The sequence below is a fragment of the Limosilactobacillus galli genome (assembly GCF_947381495.1).
In the GTDB taxonomy this organism is placed as follows: domain Bacteria; phylum Bacillota; class Bacilli; order Lactobacillales; family Lactobacillaceae; genus Limosilactobacillus; species Limosilactobacillus galli.
The window spans coordinates 47,393-66,397 of the sequence record NZ_CANCWK010000003.1 but is presented as its reverse complement, the minus strand read 5'-3'; the positions used below and the strand labels follow the sequence as shown (position 1 = coordinate 66,397).

The window sequence follows — 19,005 nt, the reverse complement described above, 5'->3', positions numbered from 1 at the left end:
AAAATGCAAACAATGCGTGCTGAGGGACTAACCAGTACCTATGGTGAGAAGACCCTCTTTAAGGATGTTAATTTTATTATTAATGAAAATGACCGGATCGGCCTGATCGGGGTCAACGGGAGCGGGAAGACCAGCCTCCTGAACGTCATCAGCGGTGAGACCAGCCCAGAAAAGGGCACGATTACCAAGCCCAACGACTACACGATCGGCTACCTCAAGCAGCAGCCGGAACTGGACGAGAATAAGACGACCATGGAGGCGATCTTTGAGGGCCAGCAGCCGGTCTTTAAGACCATCCGGGCATACGAGGATGCGCTGAGGAAATTCAGCGACCACCCCGAAGATCCCCAGGCGATCGATCGCTACACCAAGATGCAGGCTAAGATGGACCAGGAAGATGCTTGGGAGGCCGACAGTCAGGTTAAGACGATCCTGAACCAGTTGAAGATCAAAGACACGAGTCAGAAGATCGGCGAACTGTCGGGGGGCCAACAGAAGCGGGTCGGCCTGGCCCAGGTGCTGATTGAACAGCCGGACCTCCTGCTGCTGGATGAACCGACGAACCACCTGGACCTCGATTCAGTTATTTGGCTCCAGGACTTCCTGAAGAGTTACAAGGGCGCCGTCCTGGTCGTCACCCACGACCGCTACTTCCTGGACCAGGTCACCAACCACATCTGGGAGCTCTCCTTCGGTAATCTCTATCATTACGAAGGAAACTATCAGGACTTCGTGGCCAAGAAGGCGGAGCGGGTCGAACTCGCCCAGGAAACCGAGAAGAAGAACCAGCAGCTCTACAAGAAGGAGCTGGCCTGGATGCGGACAGGGGCCAAGGCCCGCAGTACGAAGCAGAAGGGGCGGATCAACCGTTTCCACGAGCTGGAGGGCAAGGTCGGCAACTTGAAGGTCGACCAGGATATTTCCATCAACCTGGGCTCCCAACGCCTAGGGAAAGACGTTATCAAGTTTGAGAACGCCAACCTCCAACTCGGCGACCACCGGATCCTGAAGGACTTCAACTGGCTGGTCCAGGCCGGTGACCGGATCGGGATCACCGGGGAGAACGGGGCCGGGAAGACCAGCCTGCTCAATGTGATTGCCCAGCGGGTTCCCCTGGACAGCGGGGTACTGAAGATCGGGGAAACGGTCAAGCTTGGCTACTACACGCAGCAGACCGAAGGGGTCGATGACAGCAAGCGGATGATTTCCTTCCTGAGCGAGATTGCCGAAAACGTTACTGATAAGGACGGCAACAAGATCAGTGTTACTCAGCTGTTGGAACGTTTCCTCTTCCCCCGTTTCATGCACGGCACCCTGATTCGGAAGCTCTCCGGGGGTGAAAAACGGCGGTTGTACCTGCTGAAGATCCTGATGCAGCAACCGAATGTCCTCCTGCTGGACGAACCAACCAACGACCTGGACATCGGAACGCTGACGGTGCTGGAGGACTACCTGGATAACTTTGCCGGTACGGTCATCACGGTTTCTCACGACCGCTACTTCCTCGACAAGGTGGCCGATGATCTGCTGATCTTCCATGGAAATGGCCAGATCCAACGCTATACGGGTCGGTTTACCGACTACCTCAAGGAACAACAAGCCGCCAAGGACAGTCAGCAGGAAGCCAAGGCAACTGCGAAGAAGGTCAAGCCAGAGCCGAAAGAGAAGCCTGCGGCCAAGAAGAAGACCAAGCTGACTTACGCGGAACAGCTGGAGTGGAATCACATCGATGATGACCTCGACCAGCTTGACCAGCAGCACCAGGACCTGGAGAAGCAGATGGCGGAAGCAGCCAGCGACTACACCAAGCTGGCTGATTTGCAGAAGCAGCTCAACAAGGTACAGAAGCAGATCGATGAGAAGACGGCCCGCTGGGAGTACTTAAGCAACTTTGTGGACGAGTAGAAGGGAAACCACCTCCGTGCACTATAAACGTTGCTATACAGAGGACATAAGCACTTCTCGGCTTACCGTTTGGCACACTTTTGGCACAAACTTATAGAGAATTCAATTTTTGGTCAAGTTTTTGCTTGGCCTTTTTTGTTACGTGCAGATAAATTTCTCGGGTTGTCTTTTCACTACTGTGACCAACTCGTTCTTGTACGACATACATCGGAATATCCAATTCAGCTAACTTGCTGATATGTGTGTGCCGAAAAATGTGGCAACTGACAGGTTTATCAATGTTGAACTTTTCCTTAGCTAACCGTAACCACATGTTGATCGTTGGCTCCGGCAGATACATGCTTTGCGGATTGCGGAACAAAAAGCCATCTTTCACCTCGCGATGCTGATCTTTAACTATCTCAATAGCCTTATCGGGCAGAGTAATCGTCCTCACACTTGATTGTGTCTTAGGGGATGATTGCTTTGTCGCTTTTTTGCCTGGCACTTTGACAATCGTCCCGGTAATCGACACAGTCCACGGCTTAGCACGCTTGTTGATGTCTCTCCAGGTGATAGAAGCCGCTTCGCCATATCTCATACCAGTGAGGTATAGAAACTCACAGAAGCGCCCATAGACGGGATTAATGTCATATAAATAGCTGAGGACGTTGGCAAGCTCATCTGGCTCTAAAAATTTAGGGCCATCGCTGCTTTCAGATTTCCGATAGTTTACCTGAACGTCTGACATCGGGTTGTTTTTCAAATAGTCGTGTAGCATGGCATATTTAAAAATTAGGTTTAGGTTCTCTTTGAAGTGCTTAACCGTTCCATTTTTGAGCTTTGACTTGTAAATCAAATCATCAAGATAATTAGTTAAATAATTAGTCGTGATCTTCTCGACGATTGTATCTTCACCAATATCGAGTTTTAACCGCTTGGTACGGCTAGTGGCATTAGCATACGTGTAGTCTTTGACCGTGAGCTTATAGTCAGCCAACCATTCATCAGTGGCCTGTCCAAAAGTAATCCCGTGTTTTATTTTGCCATCAACAACCGATTGAAGCCGTTTATTGATCTTACTCTCAAGATAGATCTGGGCTTGTTTTCTGGTGTGCGATGTGTTTTTGGCGTTGGTAGTTGTTACTCGCCGCCATTTACCGGTTAACGGATCCTTATAGTTCTCGCCGAATTGGTATTTGCCATTTGGCGCTTTGCGTACCCACATTGTTTTCACCTCCTTTCATCGAATATATGTTCTTTTTAGCTGCTTTTTAAACCCGTCGATTTCGACGGGTTTAATTTATGCTATATTTGCTCTTGCTATTAAACTGTTTATTTTTTCTTCAGAGCTATCTGAATCTTGAATTTTCTTAACATACTTATTAAAAGAATTCAGATCCTTAGCTATTGCAAGATCTAATGCCTTAACTCTTTTATTAGATGCTAGATCATTTAATACATCCGAAACTTCTTCTGATTTTGTTTTAGTATTAGATGAATTGCTTAAGAGAAGTATTTCACCGCTTTGCTCAAATTTTTCTGTTAGTAAAAACATTTTTGAATACCAATCATCTATTGAAGCTTCAGAAGCGGGTACTGAATTAATTAGATTTAAGTTATTACCGTTAGCAAAGGCAAAGTCAATGTTGATTCGCATATTTAAATCTCTATTTGGCTTCACTCTAACATTTTTACTTACTTTAGTATTTAAGACCTTGTTCTTACTAAATATATTTAGTGCTAATTGTTTTGCGGTAACAGTTTCCGATGTTGACCGACTATTAAGATAATAGTTCCCAACGTATTCATCTAATAGAGTCGAAAAAATGGTATTAATATTAGAAGTGATGATTTTTCTAAAACTTGAGAATTGGATTTGTTGAGAAATCTTATTTAATTGATCTAAAGAAGTCGCAGTTCCATTTTTAAGAGCGTAATTGACAACCTTAACATTCTCCTTGAAAAGTTCTTTAAAATATTGTGAATACGCTAAGCCATTAATTTTGCTAGAATTATTAGGGATTATTTTGTATTTATAGGTATTCTCATTAAAAATCAGCAATCCTATATTAATGCTCTCATTACGTAGGGAATTCTGATTATATGATATTATTGAATATTTATATTCTTTTCTTTTCGCCATTCTAATGTTCCCCCCTTAAAGTTAGTATATAATTGTTGCTCAGCTTGATATTGCATTAGGTCCGGTAGAATACTTTTTTGAGCATTTAAATAATTCAGATACAACGCTTTTTGATCGGCACCTCCCACAATCCAATTAGCTGGTATTTTGTCCATCATTGAAGCTATTTGCCTATTACTAATATTATTAATCTTAAACATAGCCTGTTTGAAAGGATTTTTGTTATTAAATACTATTTGCTTTTGGAGCTCATCGAATACTAGGCCTAGTTTCCACTGTAACTGACCAGTGTCCCTAGAAAGGTTAAGATAAAGATTGGTTAAATTAGCTGACAACTGTCTCACTTTACTCATTTTAACAGCATTTATTATTTCCAAAAAATCACTTTGCTTAGTCTTATCCCAAAAAGGGCCAAAAAAGCAATGGCTAAAATCGATCGCAATTATATAATTTCCTTTGCCATCAATTCGGAGAATCAAATTTCCGCTATTAGTGAATCTATCAACGTTAGAAACCCAAAAGTCAAATAATATAATGCTGGGTATATCATTCTTATTTGATATTTTGTTAAAAATATTATGCAATTTTATAGCGGCACCACGTGTTTTACACATTATTTCTTCGTTAAGCAGTGCAACTAAATCGTTAGCAACGTTTTCAATTCTTCTTGTAGCATAATATTTTCCAGGCTCAAATTTATACTGGAATTGTAATTCTGGGAAATTTAATAACGTTTGATTATCTATTTCTATGATTGCCCAATCAGGAACAGGAATATTTAGCTTTTGTGCAAGTTGTGTAGATAAGGCCTCTTGAAAGAACATTGCATCTAAATCTTTGCTATCATCACGTGAATTTTGATTTTTGAGTATATATGTATTGCCGTCGCTTGCGATTACTGGAAGCGGATGACTTATACCTTGGGCTGGTACTTGGCTAAAAAGAGGTACATCAATATTGAGTGTTTCCATAAGCATTCCTCCTTCTTAAATAGATTGAATACATTAAATTTATTAGAATTATTTTCCCGAAGGGCTGTTCTTAGCTTAACTTCCCTAAATAATATCCATAGACTATGGAGGCTAGTGGGATTAAGTCTTTGCATAGTTTACCCAAGCCACCTAACGACAACGACCAATCTGTTATTACCGAGTAAAGTACACCACCAATGATTATTACTAACATAATGAACATTACTAAATTATTTGATTTTTTCATCCATTCACACGTCCTTTCTCCGGAGAGGGCTATTTTTAATATCCTTCATCAGTTTGCATCTTGATAGTTTGATACTGGACGTCAGGATCGCCTTCATACTGGCCAGCGTCGTTCCATTGGGTCATCTTATGCCCGTCGGTTGTGTATGACGTGTACTCCTTAAAGTTAGCTGGCACATCGTCTGGACGTTGGTCACTTGATTGTGATGGTTGTTGCTGGGATTGTGCAGCAGACTGCTGGCCACCATTACTTTGCGGTGTGCTGCTAGTACGCTGAGCATTGCTTACCTGTGTAGAGGACTGCTGGCTGTTTGAACTGCTTGCATCAGAAATGGCAGAGCTTTGATCACTGCTACTTTGCTTCTTTTTACTGTGCTTGTGTTTCTTTTGCAGCTGCTTCTTCAACGATGAATTTTCAGCTTTTAAGCTACTGTTATTAGAATTACTTGATGCCTTATGCGATTGTGATGCCAGATTGTTGCAAGCTGACAATGACAGTCCTGCCAGCAGGGTGGCACAGATTAAACCTATTTTCTTCATTTTGTTTACTCCCCCAAGACATATTTCTTATTTATCTAATTTGACCGAATCGCTAACATATGAGTAATGAGCAACGGGCATTCCGTCATCGCCATCAAATTCAACATATGATCCTTGATTTGTCCCGTTGTCATAGGAATAAATCAAATCAACGACACTCTTATAGATTGATTTCTGATCATTATTAGAAAGGGACGTAGTAGAGCTTGGAACAGTTACCTTAAATTGGTCTCCAGATGGTTTCATTGAGAAACCTTCTAGTTCTGAATGCTTACTCATCTCTTCATTAAGAGCATCGCAAGTGTTTTTTACCCGTGCTTTGACAACTTCTCTGCTTTCCTTATCATTTTCCGAGTTGGAATTACTTTTACTGCTAGACGAGCTAGATTTTTTTGAAGAACTTGTTACATGAGAAGGGGCTTCATGAGCATCTTCGTAATCGAGGATTGGTCCAAACGCAAACATTAAGACCATGAATGCGACAACTCCCTGAATAATAGCCGCCAAATACCTGTGGTCCTTTAAATATCCCCAAGATAATCTGCCCAAAAAGAAAGCTAAAGCAATCAGAACGATTACCCATATTATTTGTAGTAACATATTTCTTCCCCCAAGATAGCTTTTAACGTCGATCACGTTTGGACGTACTAATTAACCTGTCTCTTATTAAGCATTGCATCATATTCACGTCTTGATTCATTAATTGCCCAGCGTTCAGCAACCATCGTGCTGAGCTTCCTGCCGTCCGACAAGTCACCGGTGTCAAAGTCAGAGTGGACGCATTCATGCAATGCTGTTTTCAGCCAGTCCAATTCGGGCTGGTTTTCGTTTATATACACATCGTTCCCGTCAATGCTGCCATGATAGTGTGGGTTGGGAACGTCGATCATATAGAAGCGTAGTTCGGGGTGCTGATCCTCGATCTTTTCTAATTCAGACATTTCCATAGGCTCACGACCTTAGACGCGACGGCGGTTCTTCATAGCAATCTTGACCATTTCGATGATATCTCTACGCTCTTCATCGGAGATGTCCGGGTCGATTGAGTAGGCAACCAGTTTCTGGTTCTTGCTTAAAGGCTTATCGGGTGTATCAGCATCAAGCTTTTTCCTACCTAGCAAATAGTCGGTCGATACGTTAAAGTAATCGGCTATTCTATTTAATACCTTTGGGCTTGGCTTTCGCTTATTAGTTTCATACATTCCCAACGTGCTCGTTCCAATTCCTAACACTTTTGCGAGTTGAAACTGCGACATATGAGCATTTGACCTTAATTCGGCTATTCTATTTCCCATATTCATATCTATTCACCTCTCGTAACTACTATTTGTGATAAGCATATCACTATTCGTGATTGAAAAATCATAAAAATAGTCACTTAAAGTGGTTGACTAATCACAATAAGTGATATATTATAATAGCCGTAAGACAAATCACTCTTAGTGATAAGGAGGCGATGCAATGAGCGTCACACCTAACAAAGTCTTAATTAGTTTGAGACATGAAAAAGGTGAATCTCAAGCTCAAGCGGCTAAAAACATTGGCATTTCGCAGTCAATGCTCGCTATGCTTGAGGCTGGCTATCGTAAAGGCAGTGATGATACAAAGATCAAGATTGCTAACTACTACGATGAATCAGTGGACACAATTTTTTTTGCAATTAATTGTCACTCTTAGTGATAAGGAGGTAATCAAATGCAACCACAGTTATTTAATTTCAACGGACAACCGACTTTGGATAGTCGGGAAGTTGCCAAGATGATTGGCAAACGACATCGTGATCTAATGCGCGATATTCGCGACTATATCAAGGTTATTAAGTACAGCGCAAAATTGCGCTCTACTGATTTCTTTGTTGAAAGTACCTATAAAGCAAGTAACGGGAAAGTTAATCCTTGCTACTTGTTAACCAAGCAGGGCTGCGAATTCGTAGCTAACAAAATGACTGGTAAGAAAGGTACGTTATTCACGGCTCAGTACGTGTCGCTTTTCAATGAATATCAGGAAGAGCACAAAGCAATTGAAGCCCACATGACTTCTGACGAGATTGCGGTGCGTAACCGTGAGTTGAACTTCAAAGAGCAATGGCTTAAAGAGATGGAAGCTCAGAATGCTAACAAGCGAGCTGAGTTGCTTCTGAAGATTGCAGGACGCACACATGGTGATCTTTACCAGCAGTTGATGAATGAAGCTACTAACCAGCTGATGTTCCCTGTATATCAGGACAAGACGTTTACGGCTGGTGACATTGCGGGTCAGCTTGGCGTTAGTCCTTACACGATTGGTATCTGGGGTCAACGGCTTGGCTTAAAGGCACCAAAGGGAGCGGCTAACCGTTACGGGTACTGGAAGAACAATCGTTACTACTACAACCAGCTAGCGGTTCAGAACTTCTATGAGCATCAGGATGACATTGTTGATGATGAGATTTAAGGAGGTGTCGAGTATGTCGAAGCAAAATAAAAAGCCACCTATGGATAAGGTGACTGCCAAGAAACTAAAAAAGTTAACTTGGATTTATCGAAAGGTTAATAGTTTAGAAGAAGCACAACTTATTTTGAAGCTATTCGAATTCTACTATCACTTAGGATCCGATTAATGGTTTTAGTTTGAAGCTGTGACAATAGTTGACCAGTTTTTGAATGTTCTTGAATGTGGTTATCTTTCAAAAACTGCTGTAGCACTTCAAGTGAATCCATTCTGACAATAACTTCTTCTTTACTTGCAATGTCTTCGTTCATAGAATCACCTCCTTCCACTAGGAGATGACTCAAGTATAGCAGAGAGGAGATGATCAGATGCAGAACGCTATTGTATTAACGCCTGATGAGCTTAAGCACCACGATGAAGCAGTGGCTAAGGAAGTGGCTAAGCAAGTCGCTGAGGCGATTGTCAAGACCGGTGGCGTGTCGGAGCCATTGCCAGACGTTGTGTCAGCTAATTGGATCATTAGCCACAGAAGCATCTATGGTCTGTCATACGGCCAGCTGAATGACCGCCATAACGAAATTCTTGCTGAGCTTGGCCCTGGCAATCAGATCTGTTACAAGCGGGGAAGCGTTGTTTATTACGACCGCAAGCAATTTGACGCTTGGCTTCTTGGCAGGGAGCAGAAAAAGAAGCAAGATCCGCATCTGAAGATCATGGAAGGAGGAGTTTGATGTTCACGTTTATCTTTTGCCTGCCTTGGCTGATCATTATTGCAGCCTTTTTGGTGGGTGTGATTGTCAACCTTATCAACGGCGATCATTTACTACGCCGTAATGAGGACGCTTACGAATCAAAGCATGGAAGGAGGACTAACAATGCAACAAGTAATGACTAAGTTAGACCGTTTCACTGCGCTGGCTAAGAAAGCAGTCAACTTCGACAAGCTGCCAGCCAATGTCAAAGCCCAATTCGACAACCGGGCGGCGAACGTATTCTGCTTCAACGATCTCAAGGACCAGGAGATCAACGAAGCCACCGCGAAGTATTACCTGGCCGCAATCATTGATTAGGAGGTGGAGACGATGAGTAAGGCACTTTCATTCTTAACCGGGGTCTGGTGCTGTTACTGCGCCATGATCGGCTCGTATGGGGGCGCTATCGTATTGCTTCTTGCGTTCGTACTGATTGGCTTTGACCCGCTTAACCCAAACAAAAAAGACGCCAGCACTGGAGATGCTGACGTCCAAAGTAAGTAACTTATGAATATAGAATTCGAGGTAATTATATCATGACTGAACTAGAAAATACACTTACTGAGAACCAGAAAGACATGCACCGACTAAATAACCTGATCGGAGCAATTCCTGTTGAAACAATGATGAATAACTCAGAAGCGGTAGGCCAACACTTATTTGCCGAAGTTGATCGTTGCAAGGCTATCGCGCTTACTCTTGGCATGGTAAAGGAGGCTTAATCATGGCTAATCAAGTAACACAACAGAAACCAACCAAGTTAACTGATCGGGTCCTTGATCGGATCAATCAGATGAAGACCACGCAGGACTTATCACTGCCGAGAAACTACAACGCTTCTAACGCACTGAACGCGGCCTTCCTTGAATTACAAAAGGTCCAAGATCGTAGCCATCGGCCAGCATTAGAAGCATGCACACAGGACTCAATCGTTAAGGCATTGCTGGATATGACCTTGCAGGGCCTATCGCCAGCGAAGGATCAATGCTACTTCATCGTGTACGGTAATGAGCTTCAGATGCAACGAAGTTACTTCGGGACTGTTGCGGCCGTCAAGCGTCTTGATGGTGTTCAGAAGGTCCGGGCCGAAGTAGTACACCAGGACGATGACTTTGAGATTGGTGCCAACGATGATATGGAGTTAGTCGTTAAGAGGTTCAACCCTAAGTTTGAGAACCAAGACAAGCCAATCACGGGGGCCTTTGCCATTATCAAGACTGACAAGGGCACTGACTTCACGGTCATGACCAAGAAGGAGATTGATCAATCCTGGGCCCAGACCCGGCAGAAGAACAACAAGGTGCAGCAGAACTTCAGCCAGGAGATGGCCAAGCGGACCGTTCTCAATCGTGCCGCCAAAATGTTCATCAACACGTCAGACGACAGCGACCTACTGACAGGTGCTATCAATGACACGACCAGTAATGAGTACGACGATGAGGAGCGGCGCGATGTAACACCTGCCGCCGAGAATAAGCAGCAGACCACCACTGAACTGCTAGAGGGCTTCAAGAAGTCCCAGGAAGACAAGGCAAAGGGGGTAAAGGACGATGGCAACAGCAACGAAGAACCAAACGAAGACGTTGCAGAAGGGCAAACAGACCTCTTCAACGAAGAATCCGGAAAACCAACCGATGAAACTGACGCCTGAGAACTACTACTCCCACGATACTGACTGGCAGTACATGAGCTTTTCACTATTCAAGGACTTCGAGCAATGTGAGGCCCGTGCCTTAGCCAAGCTCAAGGAAGACTGGCAGCCCAAGTCAAGCCCGATCCCGCTGCTTGTTGGCAACTATGTCCACAGTTACTTTGAGTCGGTGGAAAGTCATAGCGACTTCATCGACGCTAACAAGGAAGTCCTGATGACCAAGCCAACCAAGACTTACCCACACGGCCACCTGCGAGCCGAGTTCAAGATCGCTAATCAGCTGGTGCAGACGCTGCAGGAGGACGACATGTTCAATTACTTCTACGGTCCGGGAGACAAGGAAGTAATCGTCACGGGCAAGATTGGCGGTTACTGGTGGAAGGGCAAGATCGACAGTCTATGTCTTGATAAGGGCTACTTCTGCGATCTGAAGACGGTAGACGACATCCACAAGGGACACTGGAATGCTGAGGAGCACCGATATGTCCCCTTTATTCAGGATCGCGAGTATAACCTCCAGATGGCGATCTACCGTGAACTGATTAGGCAGACGTTCAACGTTGACTGCCAACCATTCATCTTTGCCGTATCGAAGCAGACACCACCGGATAAGATGGCAATCGACTTTAGCAGCCCTAATGGTACGGATGCGTACGAGATGCAGACAGAGATGGACAAGCTCAAGGAGCTTCAACCACATTTCTGGAAAGTGATGACTGGCGAAGAGAAGCCAGAATACTGCGGTAAGTGTGACTACTGCCGTGAGACGAAGATGCTGAATGGGTTTGTCCATGCAAGTGAGATTGAGGTGTGATTATGGCGATAGAAGTAATTACTACTAAGGAGTTTCTTGAGAGAAATAAAAAGTTGCATTTGATGCACGTTAAGCATGGATACCCCAAAGGGCAACGGCCGAAGGTTTCTAAGGTCAAGCGTAAAAGAGTGTACAAACGTGATAAAGGAATATGTGCCTATTGCGGATCCCATGTATCGTTTGACGATTTTGACATAGACCATATTGTTCCTCTAGCTAAGGGTGGCAATAACGAAGACAGCAATCTTACGGTATCTTGCCATCATTGCAATAGAAAGAAGCATATCAGCATTATCAAACCTAAATATATAAGAGGTGAGAAAGTTGCCAAAGATTAGAAAACAATACCAAAGAGGCTTCACGACGCTAGACAATACTCCACTGAATGACGAACACCTGACTTGGAAGGCTAAAGGGCTATTCGCCTACTTATGGTCTAAGCCTGACGATTGGGACTACCGAGTAACCGAAGTTGCTAAGCATGCAGTTGATGGTATCGGCTCAACTTCCACCGGAGTTAATGAACTGGAAAAGGCTGGTTACTTAAAACGGACGCAGAAAAATGAGAACGGCGTTTTTGGTGATAGCGTTTGGACATTATCAGAGAAACCGATCTTCAAAAACCCGATAACGGAAAATCCGATATCGGATAATGCGTCAACGGGAAAACCGTATACGGAAAACCCGCAACTACTAAATACTGACTTACTAAATACTGATAAGACTAATAAAAGAGAGACTAAAAAAGATGATGATGATACGGCAGCCAGCCAAGCTGATGAAAATCCGTTTGACGTAGCAACTCAAGCGGGCATTAATGTCAACTCAGGGCTTCATCTGTCTATCTTCCTCGACTTCATTAAGACACTAGGTAACCCGCTAGTCTGCTGGGCAATTCGTCAAACTGACAATAACGCTCAACATCCTAACTGGTCCTACTTGCTGACTGTACTCAAGAATCTTGAAGCCAATTCGGTGCGGACTATTGAACAGGCGGAGCAACTGTCTGCTCAACATAAGCAGCAGAGCAAACAGCGGCGAGGATATAATGCTCCCCAAGTGCGAGAGACGCTCCCAGACTGGTTTGGCAAAGACTACTCCAAGCCATCTAAGTCAACGTACCAGGCACCGGATGATAGTCAGGACGTGATGCCAGATGACTAATGATGAGATTGAGAAGAAGTGGAAGACCACCGAGGACCTGCTCAAGGTGGACTACGAGAACGAGTTCCACGAGAAGAATGAATTGATGATTGCTGATCCTAAAGCAGTTGTGAAGAGCTACCTTCATGGGGCTATCACTCAGCTACGCTTACTGGACTATCACGACGAGGACTACAAGGTTCCCTGGACGCGTAAGCAGTTCATGTGGGTATTAGCTGACCCAGTGGGCATCAGCAAGCAGAAGCAAGCGGAGCAATGGAAACACGAGTGCTTCGCAATGACGAATAAATTTAGGGGAGTGACAGCATGATTAAAGAAGTAAAGGTCCCAGACGGAATGCAATGGGCCAACATTGTCGATGAAATTGAGACAACCGTTGAGGATACGGGCATGATCATCTGGGTTGGTTCAGCAGACGGCCGCTACGCAATGCCCTGGAGGCAGTTTAAGTCGATGTTCTACGACACCGAGTATCGTGTGCAAGGTGGCTATTGTGCCCTGGCCAGTGATCTGGTGGTCGCTATGGACGATGGCAGCTGGTATGAGCAGGCCGACAACGGCTACTTTTACCACCGGTGGCCACCGCAGCTTCAACCGGGATTCAGACCATTTGAAAAGGCAACGGGTCAAGGATCCAGCAGTCTGGAGGAGCTAAACGAGGATGATTAAGCTGACGTTTGACTTCCCGCCAGTAGCCCAGGCACGACCACGTGCAACCCGCTTCGGTCGAGGCATTCGTCTATACGACCTGGAGCAGGTGCACGTCTACAAGGCTCAGTTAGCTGAGAGCGCTCGGTTTATGTATCACGGTGAGCCACTGACTGGTCCGCTGGTAGTAACGATCAAGTTCTATCGAGCTATCCAGCAGAGTGAGACAAAAAAACGGCACCGTCTAAAGGCCCAGGGAACCATCAGGCCGACGAAGAAGCCCGACTTGGACAACTATATCAAATCCACGTTAGATGGCTTGAACGGCGTCCTGTGGGTCGATGATAACGAGATTGTTGAGTTGCACACGGGGAAGTACTACTCAGATCACCCGAGGATTGAAATCGAAGTGGAGGAAGAACATGAAGATTGATGAAGCAGTAGACATTATCAACGGAACAACGACAGTAAAGGCTAAGTATAACAACCACAGCATATTCGTTTGCTTTAAGTTTTTGCCGTTTGATGGCCATTGCTTTTTAGCACTACGCGCTGACGTAAAGACATGGGACAGCGTTACCCTTGTTTCTGGCGCCATTGACGACGATGGCATCTGGATCGAATACGGTAATGCAATGATACAGGTAGCAGCGGTTACTTATGCTGTGGAGGTGAACGAGGATGAAGATTGATCTTGACGATAAGTGGTGTATTACTTCCAGCAATCATTGCAACGTGATCCTGGTTAAGAAGTCAGGGCGCTTGCAGAAGGACGGCACACCAGCTGGGCAGAAGTTTTACTACCAGAACTTTGGGCAAGCTGTGAAGGACTGGATCCAGAAGGCGGCTATCAGTGAGGACATCAATTCATTTCAAGAACTCGCTAACTTCATTGACGGCAAGTTAAAAGCTGTTGAGCTAAAGATTGACCAGCGGATGGGAGATTGCAAATGAAGCAGCTGCCTTTATGCGTTGGGATCATCTGTGTCACAGCAGTGATTATCACGATGATCATATGTAAGGTTGACCCAGCCAATGTAGTTGTCGGGGCTGCGCTGGTAGTAATGTTCGCGCAGTTATTGGAGGATTGAACGATGAAATTAACCGAAAAGCAAAAGAACTGTAAATATTGTCATTATCCGTATAAGAAGATGTGGATGTTTAACAATCTCCTCTATTTGCAAATTGAATTTGACGCAGGTGAGTATTATCTACGAGTTATGCCGAATGGTGACCCTGAGGACGTTGGATCCTTATACGATTTAACCGATGAAGAAAAGATTTACACTTGCTTAAAATGTGATCGCCCGCTGAACGAGGAGGAAGAGTAATGGTGCATTTATATCATATCTCTGCTGGACCAGGTATTCGTGAGGACTGCATTGAAGAATATATGACGATTGCACCTAATCAAAAAGAAGCAATTAAACGTTTTCGCCGGGCGCTTCGGGATAATAACAATATCATTGGCTATAACGTTCAAGCCTATCGCCCTGAATGGTGGAGTATTGATCGTTATGTACTGAAGGATGGTTTGGAATTAATAAAGTATGGCGAAGATACCTTTCAAAGCTGGAACGGGGAGGAAGAGTAATGCTTAAAGAATATCGCAAGAAGACAACCATCAAAGCCGAGCAGTTCGATGGGTCGGCAAAAATGGCACGAAAGTACGGTGGCAAAATTAATCCGGAATATTATATCTTTGCAGGCGAACCTAGATTTGTATTACCTACAAAAGAGGGCGGAATGAAATTTGATACTGGCGACTGGATTGCCACTGGCATTGATGGAGAGCATTGGTGCATTGCTGATGACATCTTCCGGCGGACGTATGAGGAGGCAGACGACAATGACTGTTGATGAAATTTTGAAAGACTCAAACTTAGATCCAGATACGATAAATCAAGTTGTTAGAAGTATTCAAAAAGCGGTGGAGAAATACAACGGAGTACAGATTGCGGTTGCTTTGACTTTATTACTTAGAATCTTGATTAAAAATGAAAATCAGCAACAAATTGTCGACGCTATTGTTGATAGCTATGATGTAAAGTTCGGTGGTGATGCTGATGAAGAGTAGGCCAATTAGAAAACGCCAGATTGAACGAGCCAAGTTTATGGACCACACCGGCTATGAGTGGTCACAGTGGTGGCATAAGGCGGCCAGGAAACCGAAGAGGTGGAAAAAATGAAGAAAATACAATCTAACGATTTTGGTACAAAATTAAACAATTTAGATTCACATTTGAATTTTGAGATCGTCACAAAAGACGAAACAAATGCTGAATTAAACGGCGACTTTTTGCAACTGCGGCACCAAGAAGCTGGCGACGTTATAGTCAAGTATGCTGATGATCCTGTACTAGCTATGGTTGAAGTCGAGAACACTCCGGTTATCAAGCTAGAAGTAGCTTACGTGGATAAGCTTGACTCGAAGATGTTTGCAGATTTGATTAAGTTATGTGGCGAATATCTACCAGAATCAGGTGATAGTGATGAAACTAACTGAAAAGCAGAAGAATTGCCCGTACTGTCATGAGAAAGGCACTGCCCGCCATGTCAAGATGATTCAAGACATTCCGGGCTGCACAATGGGGCTTATCAAACGGAAGGACGGCTGGCATCTATGGACTTCACTAAGGCTGACATTTATTGGCTCATTGGAGCCGATTGCCTATTGTCCCAAATGTGGTCGCCCACTGAACGAGGAGGAAGAGTAATGCTTAACGTACCAGTAAGCCCAGAGGTCAGTTTCATGGTCAAAAGTGATCCTAAAGTTACTAAAGACTTTATTGCCCTTTTGAGTGGTTATAAGCGTATTAGTCCGATCAAGAGGACTAGAAAGCGTCAGATTGAGCGAGCTAAATTCATGGATCACACGGGTTACGAGTGGTCACAATGGTGGTGCAAAACGGCTAGGAAACCGAAGAGGTGGAAGAAATGAAACGGATTGAAATTAACAAGAAATACAAGGGCGGCTTTTCGTTGTTTGAAGGATACGAGACAGTAGAGCTTATCCCCGAACCAAAGAACAACCAAGACAATCTTTTGTGGCTATGGTGCTATGACGCCAACATGATGCCGCTTAATTTTGCCAGAATTAACAAAGATTACCAGAAAAAGATCATTTTAGAAATGCTTAGCCGCAATAGCTTGAAATCTGTCTTAATTACTGTGGTGATTGATGGATTCGTTGTAGCTGAGAATGGGCGGCCAGTAAAGATGCATGAATACGAGGAGGAAGAGCAACATAAAGTCATTGACCTGCAACGGAAGGAGAACTAAACATGGAAACAAAGATTAACGGTGAATTATCACAATTTGAGCAACTCGTAAACGATGCTAATGCCAACATAATGAAGCCTAAATTACTTTTAGTACCAGTGATCATGCTGGTGGGGTTAGCAGTATCGGTACCAGTTAGCGCTGACACTACTGATCCAACGCGCGTGGAGATTCAAACTCAAGGCAATCAGAAGATTAATTCGTTGTGGTCTCAGTACCAGCAAGCGTTGCAAGAGCGTGAAGATGCCTGGGAGCAAGGGCAAGGCAATCGGTATAGCGAAGCTTATATGACTGCCGATGCCAAAGCCGGTGCTACTTACCAAGAGTGGCTGCAAGCACAAACTCGGTTGGGTGATGATCTGCATAACTATGATGTTGCCCAGTGGCAGAGGGAACAAGACCAGCAACAAGCCGATCAGCCTAGCCAGCAGCCACAGCAGACCCAGCAGGTAACAACCACTCAGGCAAGCCAGATCAGCTCAGACCAGCCACAGCCGGAAGCTACGAAGGCTGAATCACAGGCACGGGCTTCTGTTACTCAGCCTAATCAGCAGGCAAGCGTTGAAGCAAAGAGTACCACTCACAGCTCACAGCAAGCCACGACAAGCCGAGTAAGTGCTAAGCCAGCCAATTTATCATCACAAGTTAAAAAGCCCGCACAAAGCAATACGGTACAAAATGATCAACAGACAAAATTGCCCCAAACTGGGAACGGTAATCTGCTAACAGTCGTAGGAACATTGCTATTTGCGTTTTTGGGCGTCTTGATCGGTGTGTGGAAATGTTTTTGATGCTAGAAGAGGAGGGAAAAGATGATGATTAAAAAATACCGGGAAAAGGGAACCATCAGAGCAGAACAATACCAAGGAACAGATGAGCAGCAAAGGAAATACGGCATTTTGAGAATGAAGAGGTCTTTGACTGAAAGGTTCCATGATTATTTGTTTACTAATTACAGTTCGAATTCTTTGTCCGTTGTCGAAAATGGCGATTGGATCGTGAGCTTTGAAGATGGCTCGTATCGGATACTTCCTGATGATTTCTTTCAGCAAACGTATGAGGAGGTGGGCAAATACGATGAGACGGGAAGAAGCGATTGAGGCTGAGAAGAACGGTGCTTTGATTACTGACGGTGCGCACGTGTATAGGATCGTTGGCCACAAGCACTACGCTTATCACACGCTCGTGTTTATCATTCAACGTCAATCGATAGGTACTCAATTCAAACAGATCGAGGTTGATCCGATAACGGTCACAAATATGTGGAGGGTGAAGAAATGAAGTCGAAGAAGAAATCGAATCGAACTAAACGCCGGCGCAAACTTAACCGGCGAAAGGAACACAAGAAGCTTAAAAATTCATTGGAGGGCATCAAATGAGTAACACCAAAAAACGTATTTTAGTTGTGACTTCTGTAATTGTTGTGATTTTAGCATTACTTGGGGGATGCTCCCACTGGTACTTTAATAAGACAGCAAGCGGCGGAAGGATTAGTAAGGACTTCAAGTCAGAAATGAATAATGGTATTCCTCGTGAGATTAAAGTTTATAACGCCGATGGTAAGGTCATCATGGAAGAAAAGGGCAAGTTTGACATCAAGCATTCAAGCCGCTCGTTACAATATGTTGATCAGAATAACCGTAAGCACAATATCTATTTCGGGGATAATTCTACGGTTACAGTAGATGAACTGAAGTAAATAAAAAAGCCACACCGGTTGGTGCAGCTCCTTAAATACTAAACAAACTAATTATATCACAAGGGGAGATTAAACCGTGGAGTTAGTGCCAGAGGTGGACAAGGAAGCCACAATCAAAAAAGTTCAGCAGTTCTTTTATCACGCTGATCAATATCCGCAGATCAGAAGACGAGCCTGGTTTGCCGGGATCAAGTCTCCCCAGATTGATGCAACAGGGGTCCACGGGTCACGGAAGGGTAATGCTTCAGAGGATATGATGATCGACTACGCCTATTATGCCCAAGCCAAGCGAGCAGTTGATATTGCCATTAAGGGTTGCAGTAATACCGGGATGTTTCCCAGTCAGCAGATCCTTCGCTACCGTTACATTGAGCAGCTGGATATTCAAGAGGTCAAGATGAACCTCGGCAGAAAGTTTGGTCACGACACCTACAAGCGGGCTGACGACTATGCTTGCTACGAGTTTGCAGACGTCATGGATGGTGTGTCGCTCGCCATGCACGTTGACCGAAAGCTGATTCCAAAGTTTATTGTCAAAAAACGGGAAGTAAACAGGAACTAAACAGGAAGCAATCGGGAACTAATCGGGAAGTAAACAGGAACAGAACGGGAACTCAGCTGTTGTATTCTTGTATTGTTGAAAGATATGGACCTGGGTAAGTCCTTAAACTGCTTAGGTTCCTCCAATGAGAACTAATTTTAGTAAATTACATAAGTCCGTAGACGGCTGCTGCGTATACTCACAAATCGCAACTCTCTATCTACGTACAAGCGGCGG

37 protein-coding genes are annotated in these 19,005 nt (G+C 44.3%); 29 read left to right on the top strand and 8 right to left on the bottom strand.

All coding sequences use genetic code 11. The annotated features are described in order from the left end of the window. Window positions 1-3 precede the first annotated feature (3 nt). Entirely contained in the window at window positions 4-1,905 is a 1,902-nt protein-coding gene (locus QOS10_RS01445; protein WP_283593248.1) for an ABC-F family ATP-binding cassette domain-containing protein, read from the top strand. A 91-nt stretch (window positions 1,906-1,996) separates the two neighbouring features. Here the strand turns inward: QOS10_RS01445 and QOS10_RS01440 are convergent, their stop codons facing one another. The 7 genes from QOS10_RS01440 to QOS10_RS01410 all read right to left on the bottom strand — a co-directional run bounded on the left by QOS10_RS01440 (window position 1,997) and on the right by QOS10_RS01410 (window position 7,088). Next, the gene (locus tag QOS10_RS01440; protein WP_283593247.1) at window positions 1,997-3,112 is read right to left on the bottom strand and encodes a tyrosine-type recombinase/integrase; all 1,116 of its coding nucleotides are present in this window, start codon (window positions 3,110-3,112) and stop codon (window positions 1,997-1,999) included. A gap of 75 nt (window positions 3,113-3,187) precedes the next feature. Further along, window positions 3,188-4,030, bottom strand: a complete 843-nt coding sequence (locus tag QOS10_RS01435; protein ID WP_283593246.1) for a hypothetical protein — start codon at window positions 4,028-4,030, stop codon at window positions 3,188-3,190. Further along, on the bottom strand, window positions 3,997-5,001 hold the full coding sequence (locus QOS10_RS01430) for a HipA family kinase (RefSeq protein ID WP_283593245.1): 1,005 nt from the start codon (window positions 4,999-5,001) through the stop codon (window positions 3,997-3,999). Before QOS10_RS01430 ends, QOS10_RS01435 begins: the two co-directional genes overlap by 34 nt. 282 nt (window positions 5,002-5,283) lie before the next feature. Next, window positions 5,284-5,787: a hypothetical protein gene (locus QOS10_RS01425; RefSeq protein ID WP_283593244.1), complete on the bottom strand. Its 504-nt coding sequence runs from the start codon at window positions 5,785-5,787 to the stop codon at window positions 5,284-5,286. A gap of 27 nt (window positions 5,788-5,814) precedes the next feature. Beyond that, a complete protein-coding gene (locus QOS10_RS01420) occupies window positions 5,815-6,387 on the bottom strand; it encodes a hypothetical protein (RefSeq protein WP_283593243.1) in 573 nt (190 codons plus the stop codon). A gap of 47 nt (window positions 6,388-6,434) precedes the next feature. Then, complete coding sequence (locus tag QOS10_RS01415; RefSeq protein ID WP_283593242.1) at window positions 6,435-6,728, bottom strand: hypothetical protein; 294 nt, start codon at window positions 6,726-6,728, stop codon at window positions 6,435-6,437. Between the two features lie 18 nt (window positions 6,729-6,746). Then, entirely contained in the window at window positions 6,747-7,088 is a 342-nt protein-coding gene (locus QOS10_RS01410) for a helix-turn-helix domain-containing protein (RefSeq protein ID WP_283593241.1), read from the bottom strand. Window positions 7,089-7,248: 160 nt separating this feature from the next. On the opposite strand from QOS10_RS01410, the gene QOS10_RS01405 reads away from it, so the two are divergent. Together QOS10_RS01405 and QOS10_RS01400 are read left to right on the top strand one after the other, a co-directional pair. Further along, window positions 7,249-7,464: a helix-turn-helix transcriptional regulator gene (locus tag QOS10_RS01405; RefSeq protein ID WP_283593240.1), complete on the top strand. Its 216-nt coding sequence runs from the start codon at window positions 7,249-7,251 to the stop codon at window positions 7,462-7,464. A gap of 18 nt (window positions 7,465-7,482) precedes the next feature. Beyond that, window positions 7,483-8,220, top strand: coding sequence for a Rha family transcriptional regulator (locus tag QOS10_RS01400; RefSeq protein WP_283593239.1), 738 nt, complete (start codon window positions 7,483-7,485; stop codon window positions 8,218-8,220). Window positions 8,221-8,339: 119 nt separating this feature from the next. Here QOS10_RS01400 and QOS10_RS01395 read toward each other — a convergent pair whose 3' ends face one another. After that, window positions 8,340-8,528 (bottom strand): hypothetical protein, encoded by a 189-nt coding sequence (locus tag QOS10_RS01395; protein WP_283593238.1) that lies wholly within the window; start codon window positions 8,526-8,528, stop codon window positions 8,340-8,342. 57 nt (window positions 8,529-8,585) lie between these two features. Here QOS10_RS01395 and QOS10_RS01390 point away from each other — a divergent pair, with 57 nt between their 5' ends. The 26 genes from QOS10_RS01390 to QOS10_RS01265 all read left to right on the top strand — a co-directional run bounded on the left by QOS10_RS01390 (window position 8,586) and on the right by QOS10_RS01265 (window position 18,789). Next, entirely contained in the window at window positions 8,586-8,948 is a 363-nt protein-coding gene (locus QOS10_RS01390) for a hypothetical protein (RefSeq protein WP_283593237.1), read from the top strand. Then, a complete protein-coding gene (locus QOS10_RS01385; protein WP_283593236.1) occupies window positions 8,948-9,112 on the top strand; it encodes a hypothetical protein in 165 nt (54 codons plus the stop codon). The genes QOS10_RS01390 and QOS10_RS01385 overlap by 1 nt, the downstream gene beginning before the upstream one ends. Beyond that, complete coding sequence (locus tag QOS10_RS01380) at window positions 9,093-9,287, top strand: hypothetical protein (RefSeq protein WP_283593235.1); 195 nt, start codon at window positions 9,093-9,095, stop codon at window positions 9,285-9,287. Before QOS10_RS01385 ends, QOS10_RS01380 begins: the two co-directional genes overlap by 20 nt. Before the next feature lie 12 nt (window positions 9,288-9,299). After that, entirely contained in the window at window positions 9,300-9,473 is a 174-nt protein-coding gene (locus QOS10_RS01375) for a hypothetical protein (protein WP_283593234.1), read from the top strand. 32 nt (window positions 9,474-9,505) lie between these two features. Next, window positions 9,506-9,691 (top strand): hypothetical protein, encoded by a 186-nt coding sequence (locus QOS10_RS01370; RefSeq protein WP_283593233.1) that lies wholly within the window; start codon window positions 9,506-9,508, stop codon window positions 9,689-9,691. A 2-nt stretch (window positions 9,692-9,693) separates the two neighbouring features. Further along, window positions 9,694-10,620, top strand: a complete 927-nt coding sequence (locus QOS10_RS01365; RefSeq protein ID WP_283593232.1) for a recombinase RecT — start codon at window positions 9,694-9,696, stop codon at window positions 10,618-10,620. After that, window positions 10,604-11,434 carry a PD-(D/E)XK nuclease-like domain-containing protein gene (locus tag QOS10_RS01360; RefSeq protein WP_283593270.1) on the top strand — a complete coding sequence of 277 codons (831 nt, stop codon included), beginning with the start codon at window positions 10,604-10,606 and terminating at the stop codon, window positions 11,432-11,434. Before QOS10_RS01365 ends, QOS10_RS01360 begins: the two co-directional genes overlap by 17 nt. Window positions 11,435-11,436: 2 nt before the next feature. Further along, the gene (locus QOS10_RS01355; protein WP_283593231.1) at window positions 11,437-11,772 is read left to right on the top strand and encodes an HNH endonuclease; all 336 of its coding nucleotides are present in this window, start codon (window positions 11,437-11,439) and stop codon (window positions 11,770-11,772) included. Beyond that, window positions 11,759-12,598, top strand: a complete 840-nt coding sequence (locus tag QOS10_RS01350) for a DnaD domain protein (protein WP_283593230.1) — start codon at window positions 11,759-11,761, stop codon at window positions 12,596-12,598. Before QOS10_RS01355 ends, QOS10_RS01350 begins: the two co-directional genes overlap by 14 nt. Continuing rightward, the gene (locus QOS10_RS01345) at window positions 12,591-12,908 is read left to right on the top strand and encodes a hypothetical protein (protein WP_283593228.1); all 318 of its coding nucleotides are present in this window, start codon (window positions 12,591-12,593) and stop codon (window positions 12,906-12,908) included. The genes QOS10_RS01350 and QOS10_RS01345 overlap by 8 nt, the downstream gene beginning before the upstream one ends. Then, window positions 12,905-13,267, top strand: coding sequence for a hypothetical protein (locus tag QOS10_RS01340; RefSeq protein ID WP_283593227.1), 363 nt, complete (start codon window positions 12,905-12,907; stop codon window positions 13,265-13,267). Before QOS10_RS01345 ends, QOS10_RS01340 begins: the two co-directional genes overlap by 4 nt. After that, a complete protein-coding gene (locus tag QOS10_RS01335; RefSeq protein ID WP_283593226.1) occupies window positions 13,260-13,679 on the top strand; it encodes a RusA family crossover junction endodeoxyribonuclease in 420 nt (139 codons plus the stop codon). Before QOS10_RS01340 ends, QOS10_RS01335 begins: the two co-directional genes overlap by 8 nt. After that, a complete protein-coding gene (locus QOS10_RS01330) occupies window positions 13,669-13,938 on the top strand; it encodes a hypothetical protein (protein WP_283593225.1) in 270 nt (89 codons plus the stop codon). Before QOS10_RS01335 ends, QOS10_RS01330 begins: the two co-directional genes overlap by 11 nt. Beyond that, window positions 13,928-14,200, top strand: a complete 273-nt coding sequence (locus QOS10_RS01325) for a hypothetical protein (RefSeq protein WP_283593224.1) — start codon at window positions 13,928-13,930, stop codon at window positions 14,198-14,200. Before QOS10_RS01330 ends, QOS10_RS01325 begins: the two co-directional genes overlap by 11 nt. Window positions 14,201-14,340: 140 nt before the next feature. Continuing rightward, window positions 14,341-14,577 carry a hypothetical protein gene (locus QOS10_RS01320; RefSeq protein ID WP_283593222.1) on the top strand — a complete coding sequence of 79 codons (237 nt, stop codon included), beginning with the start codon at window positions 14,341-14,343 and terminating at the stop codon, window positions 14,575-14,577. Further along, a complete protein-coding gene (locus tag QOS10_RS01315; RefSeq protein ID WP_283593221.1) occupies window positions 14,577-14,840 on the top strand; it encodes a hypothetical protein in 264 nt (87 codons plus the stop codon). The genes QOS10_RS01320 and QOS10_RS01315 overlap by 1 nt, the downstream gene beginning before the upstream one ends. After that, window positions 14,840-15,106 (top strand): hypothetical protein, encoded by a 267-nt coding sequence (locus QOS10_RS01310; RefSeq protein ID WP_283593219.1) that lies wholly within the window; start codon window positions 14,840-14,842, stop codon window positions 15,104-15,106. The genes QOS10_RS01315 and QOS10_RS01310 overlap by 1 nt, the downstream gene beginning before the upstream one ends. Beyond that, entirely contained in the window at window positions 15,096-15,323 is a 228-nt protein-coding gene (locus QOS10_RS01305) for a hypothetical protein (protein WP_283593218.1), read from the top strand. The genes QOS10_RS01310 and QOS10_RS01305 overlap by 11 nt, the downstream gene beginning before the upstream one ends. 108 nt (window positions 15,324-15,431) lie before the next feature. Next, window positions 15,432-15,752, top strand: a complete 321-nt coding sequence (locus QOS10_RS01300) for a hypothetical protein (RefSeq protein WP_283593216.1) — start codon at window positions 15,432-15,434, stop codon at window positions 15,750-15,752. After that, window positions 15,739-15,963: a hypothetical protein gene (locus QOS10_RS01295; RefSeq protein ID WP_283593214.1), complete on the top strand. Its 225-nt coding sequence runs from the start codon at window positions 15,739-15,741 to the stop codon at window positions 15,961-15,963. The genes QOS10_RS01300 and QOS10_RS01295 overlap by 14 nt, the downstream gene beginning before the upstream one ends. Window positions 15,964-16,183: 220 nt before the next feature. After that, window positions 16,184-16,528, top strand: a complete 345-nt coding sequence (locus tag QOS10_RS01290) for a hypothetical protein (protein ID WP_283593213.1) — start codon at window positions 16,184-16,186, stop codon at window positions 16,526-16,528. Between the two features lie 2 nt (window positions 16,529-16,530). After that, window positions 16,531-17,319, top strand: a complete 789-nt coding sequence (locus QOS10_RS01285; RefSeq protein WP_283593212.1) for a hypothetical protein — start codon at window positions 16,531-16,533, stop codon at window positions 17,317-17,319. A gap of 24 nt (window positions 17,320-17,343) precedes the next feature. Further along, window positions 17,344-17,628, top strand: a complete 285-nt coding sequence (locus QOS10_RS01280; protein ID WP_283593211.1) for a hypothetical protein — start codon at window positions 17,344-17,346, stop codon at window positions 17,626-17,628. Then, window positions 17,606-17,809, top strand: a complete 204-nt coding sequence (locus tag QOS10_RS01275) for a hypothetical protein (protein WP_283593210.1) — start codon at window positions 17,606-17,608, stop codon at window positions 17,807-17,809. The genes QOS10_RS01280 and QOS10_RS01275 overlap by 23 nt, the downstream gene beginning before the upstream one ends. 94 nt (window positions 17,810-17,903) lie before the next feature. Continuing rightward, the gene (locus QOS10_RS01270; RefSeq protein WP_283593208.1) at window positions 17,904-18,227 is read left to right on the top strand and encodes a hypothetical protein; all 324 of its coding nucleotides are present in this window, start codon (window positions 17,904-17,906) and stop codon (window positions 18,225-18,227) included. A 76-nt stretch (window positions 18,228-18,303) separates the two neighbouring features. Beyond that, window positions 18,304-18,789 (top strand): hypothetical protein, encoded by a 486-nt coding sequence (locus tag QOS10_RS01265; RefSeq protein WP_283593207.1) that lies wholly within the window; start codon window positions 18,304-18,306, stop codon window positions 18,787-18,789. The last annotated feature ends 216 nt before the right edge of the window (window positions 18,790-19,005 follow it).

Bases quoted from the DNA above. Each gene is read 5' to 3' on its own strand.
- QOS10_RS01340 (WP_283593227.1), top strand. From the start codon at position 12,905: ATGATTAAAGAAGTAAAGGTCCCAGACGGAATGCAATGGGCCAACATT.
- QOS10_RS01275 (WP_283593210.1), top strand. From the start codon at position 17,606: ATGAGACGGGAAGAAGCGATTGAGGCTGAGAAGAACGGTGCTTTGATT.
- QOS10_RS01360 (WP_283593270.1), top strand. From the start codon at position 10,604: ATGAAACTGACGCCTGAGAACTACTACTCCCACGATACTGACTGGCAG.
- QOS10_RS01385 (WP_283593236.1), top strand. From the start codon at position 8,948: ATGTTCACGTTTATCTTTTGCCTGCCTTGGCTGATCATTATTGCAGCC.
- QOS10_RS01425 (WP_283593244.1), bottom strand. From the start codon at position 5,787: ATGAAGAAAATAGGTTTAATCTGTGCCACCCTGCTGGCAGGACTGTCA.
- QOS10_RS01375 (WP_283593234.1), top strand. From the start codon at position 9,300: ATGAGTAAGGCACTTTCATTCTTAACCGGGGTCTGGTGCTGTTACTGC.
- QOS10_RS01380 (WP_283593235.1), top strand. From the start codon at position 9,093: ATGCAACAAGTAATGACTAAGTTAGACCGTTTCACTGCGCTGGCTAAG.
- QOS10_RS01370 (WP_283593233.1), top strand. From the start codon at position 9,506: ATGACTGAACTAGAAAATACACTTACTGAGAACCAGAAAGACATGCAC.
- QOS10_RS01315 (WP_283593221.1), top strand. From the start codon at position 14,577: ATGGTGCATTTATATCATATCTCTGCTGGACCAGGTATTCGTGAGGAC.
- QOS10_RS01335 (WP_283593226.1), top strand. From the start codon at position 13,260: ATGATTAAGCTGACGTTTGACTTCCCGCCAGTAGCCCAGGCACGACCA.
- QOS10_RS01390 (WP_283593237.1), top strand. From the start codon at position 8,586: ATGCAGAACGCTATTGTATTAACGCCTGATGAGCTTAAGCACCACGAT.
- QOS10_RS01285 (WP_283593212.1), top strand. From the start codon at position 16,531: ATGGAAACAAAGATTAACGGTGAATTATCACAATTTGAGCAACTCGTA.
- QOS10_RS01365 (WP_283593232.1), top strand. From the start codon at position 9,694: ATGGCTAATCAAGTAACACAACAGAAACCAACCAAGTTAACTGATCGG.
- QOS10_RS01410 (WP_283593241.1), bottom strand. From the start codon at position 7,088: ATGAATATGGGAAATAGAATAGCCGAATTAAGGTCAAATGCTCATATG.
- QOS10_RS01270 (WP_283593208.1), top strand. From the start codon at position 17,904: ATGAGTAACACCAAAAAACGTATTTTAGTTGTGACTTCTGTAATTGTT.
- QOS10_RS01395 (WP_283593238.1), bottom strand. From the start codon at position 8,528: ATGAACGAAGACATTGCAAGTAAAGAAGAAGTTATTGTCAGAATGGAT.
- QOS10_RS01290 (WP_283593213.1), top strand. From the start codon at position 16,184: ATGAAACGGATTGAAATTAACAAGAAATACAAGGGCGGCTTTTCGTTG.
- QOS10_RS01300 (WP_283593216.1), top strand. From the start codon at position 15,432: ATGAAGAAAATACAATCTAACGATTTTGGTACAAAATTAAACAATTTA.
- QOS10_RS01310 (WP_283593219.1), top strand. From the start codon at position 14,840: ATGCTTAAAGAATATCGCAAGAAGACAACCATCAAAGCCGAGCAGTTC.
- QOS10_RS01415 (WP_283593242.1), bottom strand. From the start codon at position 6,728: ATGTCTGAATTAGAAAAGATCGAGGATCAGCACCCCGAACTACGCTTC.
- QOS10_RS01330 (WP_283593225.1), top strand. From the start codon at position 13,669: ATGAAGATTGATGAAGCAGTAGACATTATCAACGGAACAACGACAGTA.
- QOS10_RS01295 (WP_283593214.1), top strand. From the start codon at position 15,739: ATGAAACTAACTGAAAAGCAGAAGAATTGCCCGTACTGTCATGAGAAA.
- QOS10_RS01445 (WP_283593248.1), top strand. From the start codon at position 4: ATGCAAACAATGCGTGCTGAGGGACTAACCAGTACCTATGGTGAGAAG.
- QOS10_RS01440 (WP_283593247.1), bottom strand. From the start codon at position 3,112: ATGTGGGTACGCAAAGCGCCAAATGGCAAATACCAATTCGGCGAGAAC.
- QOS10_RS01420 (WP_283593243.1), bottom strand. From the start codon at position 6,387: ATGTTACTACAAATAATATGGGTAATCGTTCTGATTGCTTTAGCTTTC.
- QOS10_RS01355 (WP_283593231.1), top strand. From the start codon at position 11,437: ATGGCGATAGAAGTAATTACTACTAAGGAGTTTCTTGAGAGAAATAAA.
- QOS10_RS01345 (WP_283593228.1), top strand. From the start codon at position 12,591: ATGACTAATGATGAGATTGAGAAGAAGTGGAAGACCACCGAGGACCTG.
- QOS10_RS01430 (WP_283593245.1), bottom strand. From the start codon at position 5,001: ATGGAAACACTCAATATTGATGTACCTCTTTTTAGCCAAGTACCAGCC.
- QOS10_RS01325 (WP_283593224.1), top strand. From the start codon at position 13,928: ATGAAGATTGATCTTGACGATAAGTGGTGTATTACTTCCAGCAATCAT.
- QOS10_RS01280 (WP_283593211.1), top strand. From the start codon at position 17,344: ATGATTAAAAAATACCGGGAAAAGGGAACCATCAGAGCAGAACAATAC.
- QOS10_RS01435 (WP_283593246.1), bottom strand. From the start codon at position 4,030: ATGGCGAAAAGAAAAGAATATAAATATTCAATAATATCATATAATCAG.
- QOS10_RS01320 (WP_283593222.1), top strand. From the start codon at position 14,341: ATGAAATTAACCGAAAAGCAAAAGAACTGTAAATATTGTCATTATCCG.
- QOS10_RS01305 (WP_283593218.1), top strand. From the start codon at position 15,096: ATGACTGTTGATGAAATTTTGAAAGACTCAAACTTAGATCCAGATACG.
- QOS10_RS01400 (WP_283593239.1), top strand. From the start codon at position 7,483: ATGCAACCACAGTTATTTAATTTCAACGGACAACCGACTTTGGATAGT.
- QOS10_RS01405 (WP_283593240.1), top strand. From the start codon at position 7,249: ATGAGCGTCACACCTAACAAAGTCTTAATTAGTTTGAGACATGAAAAA.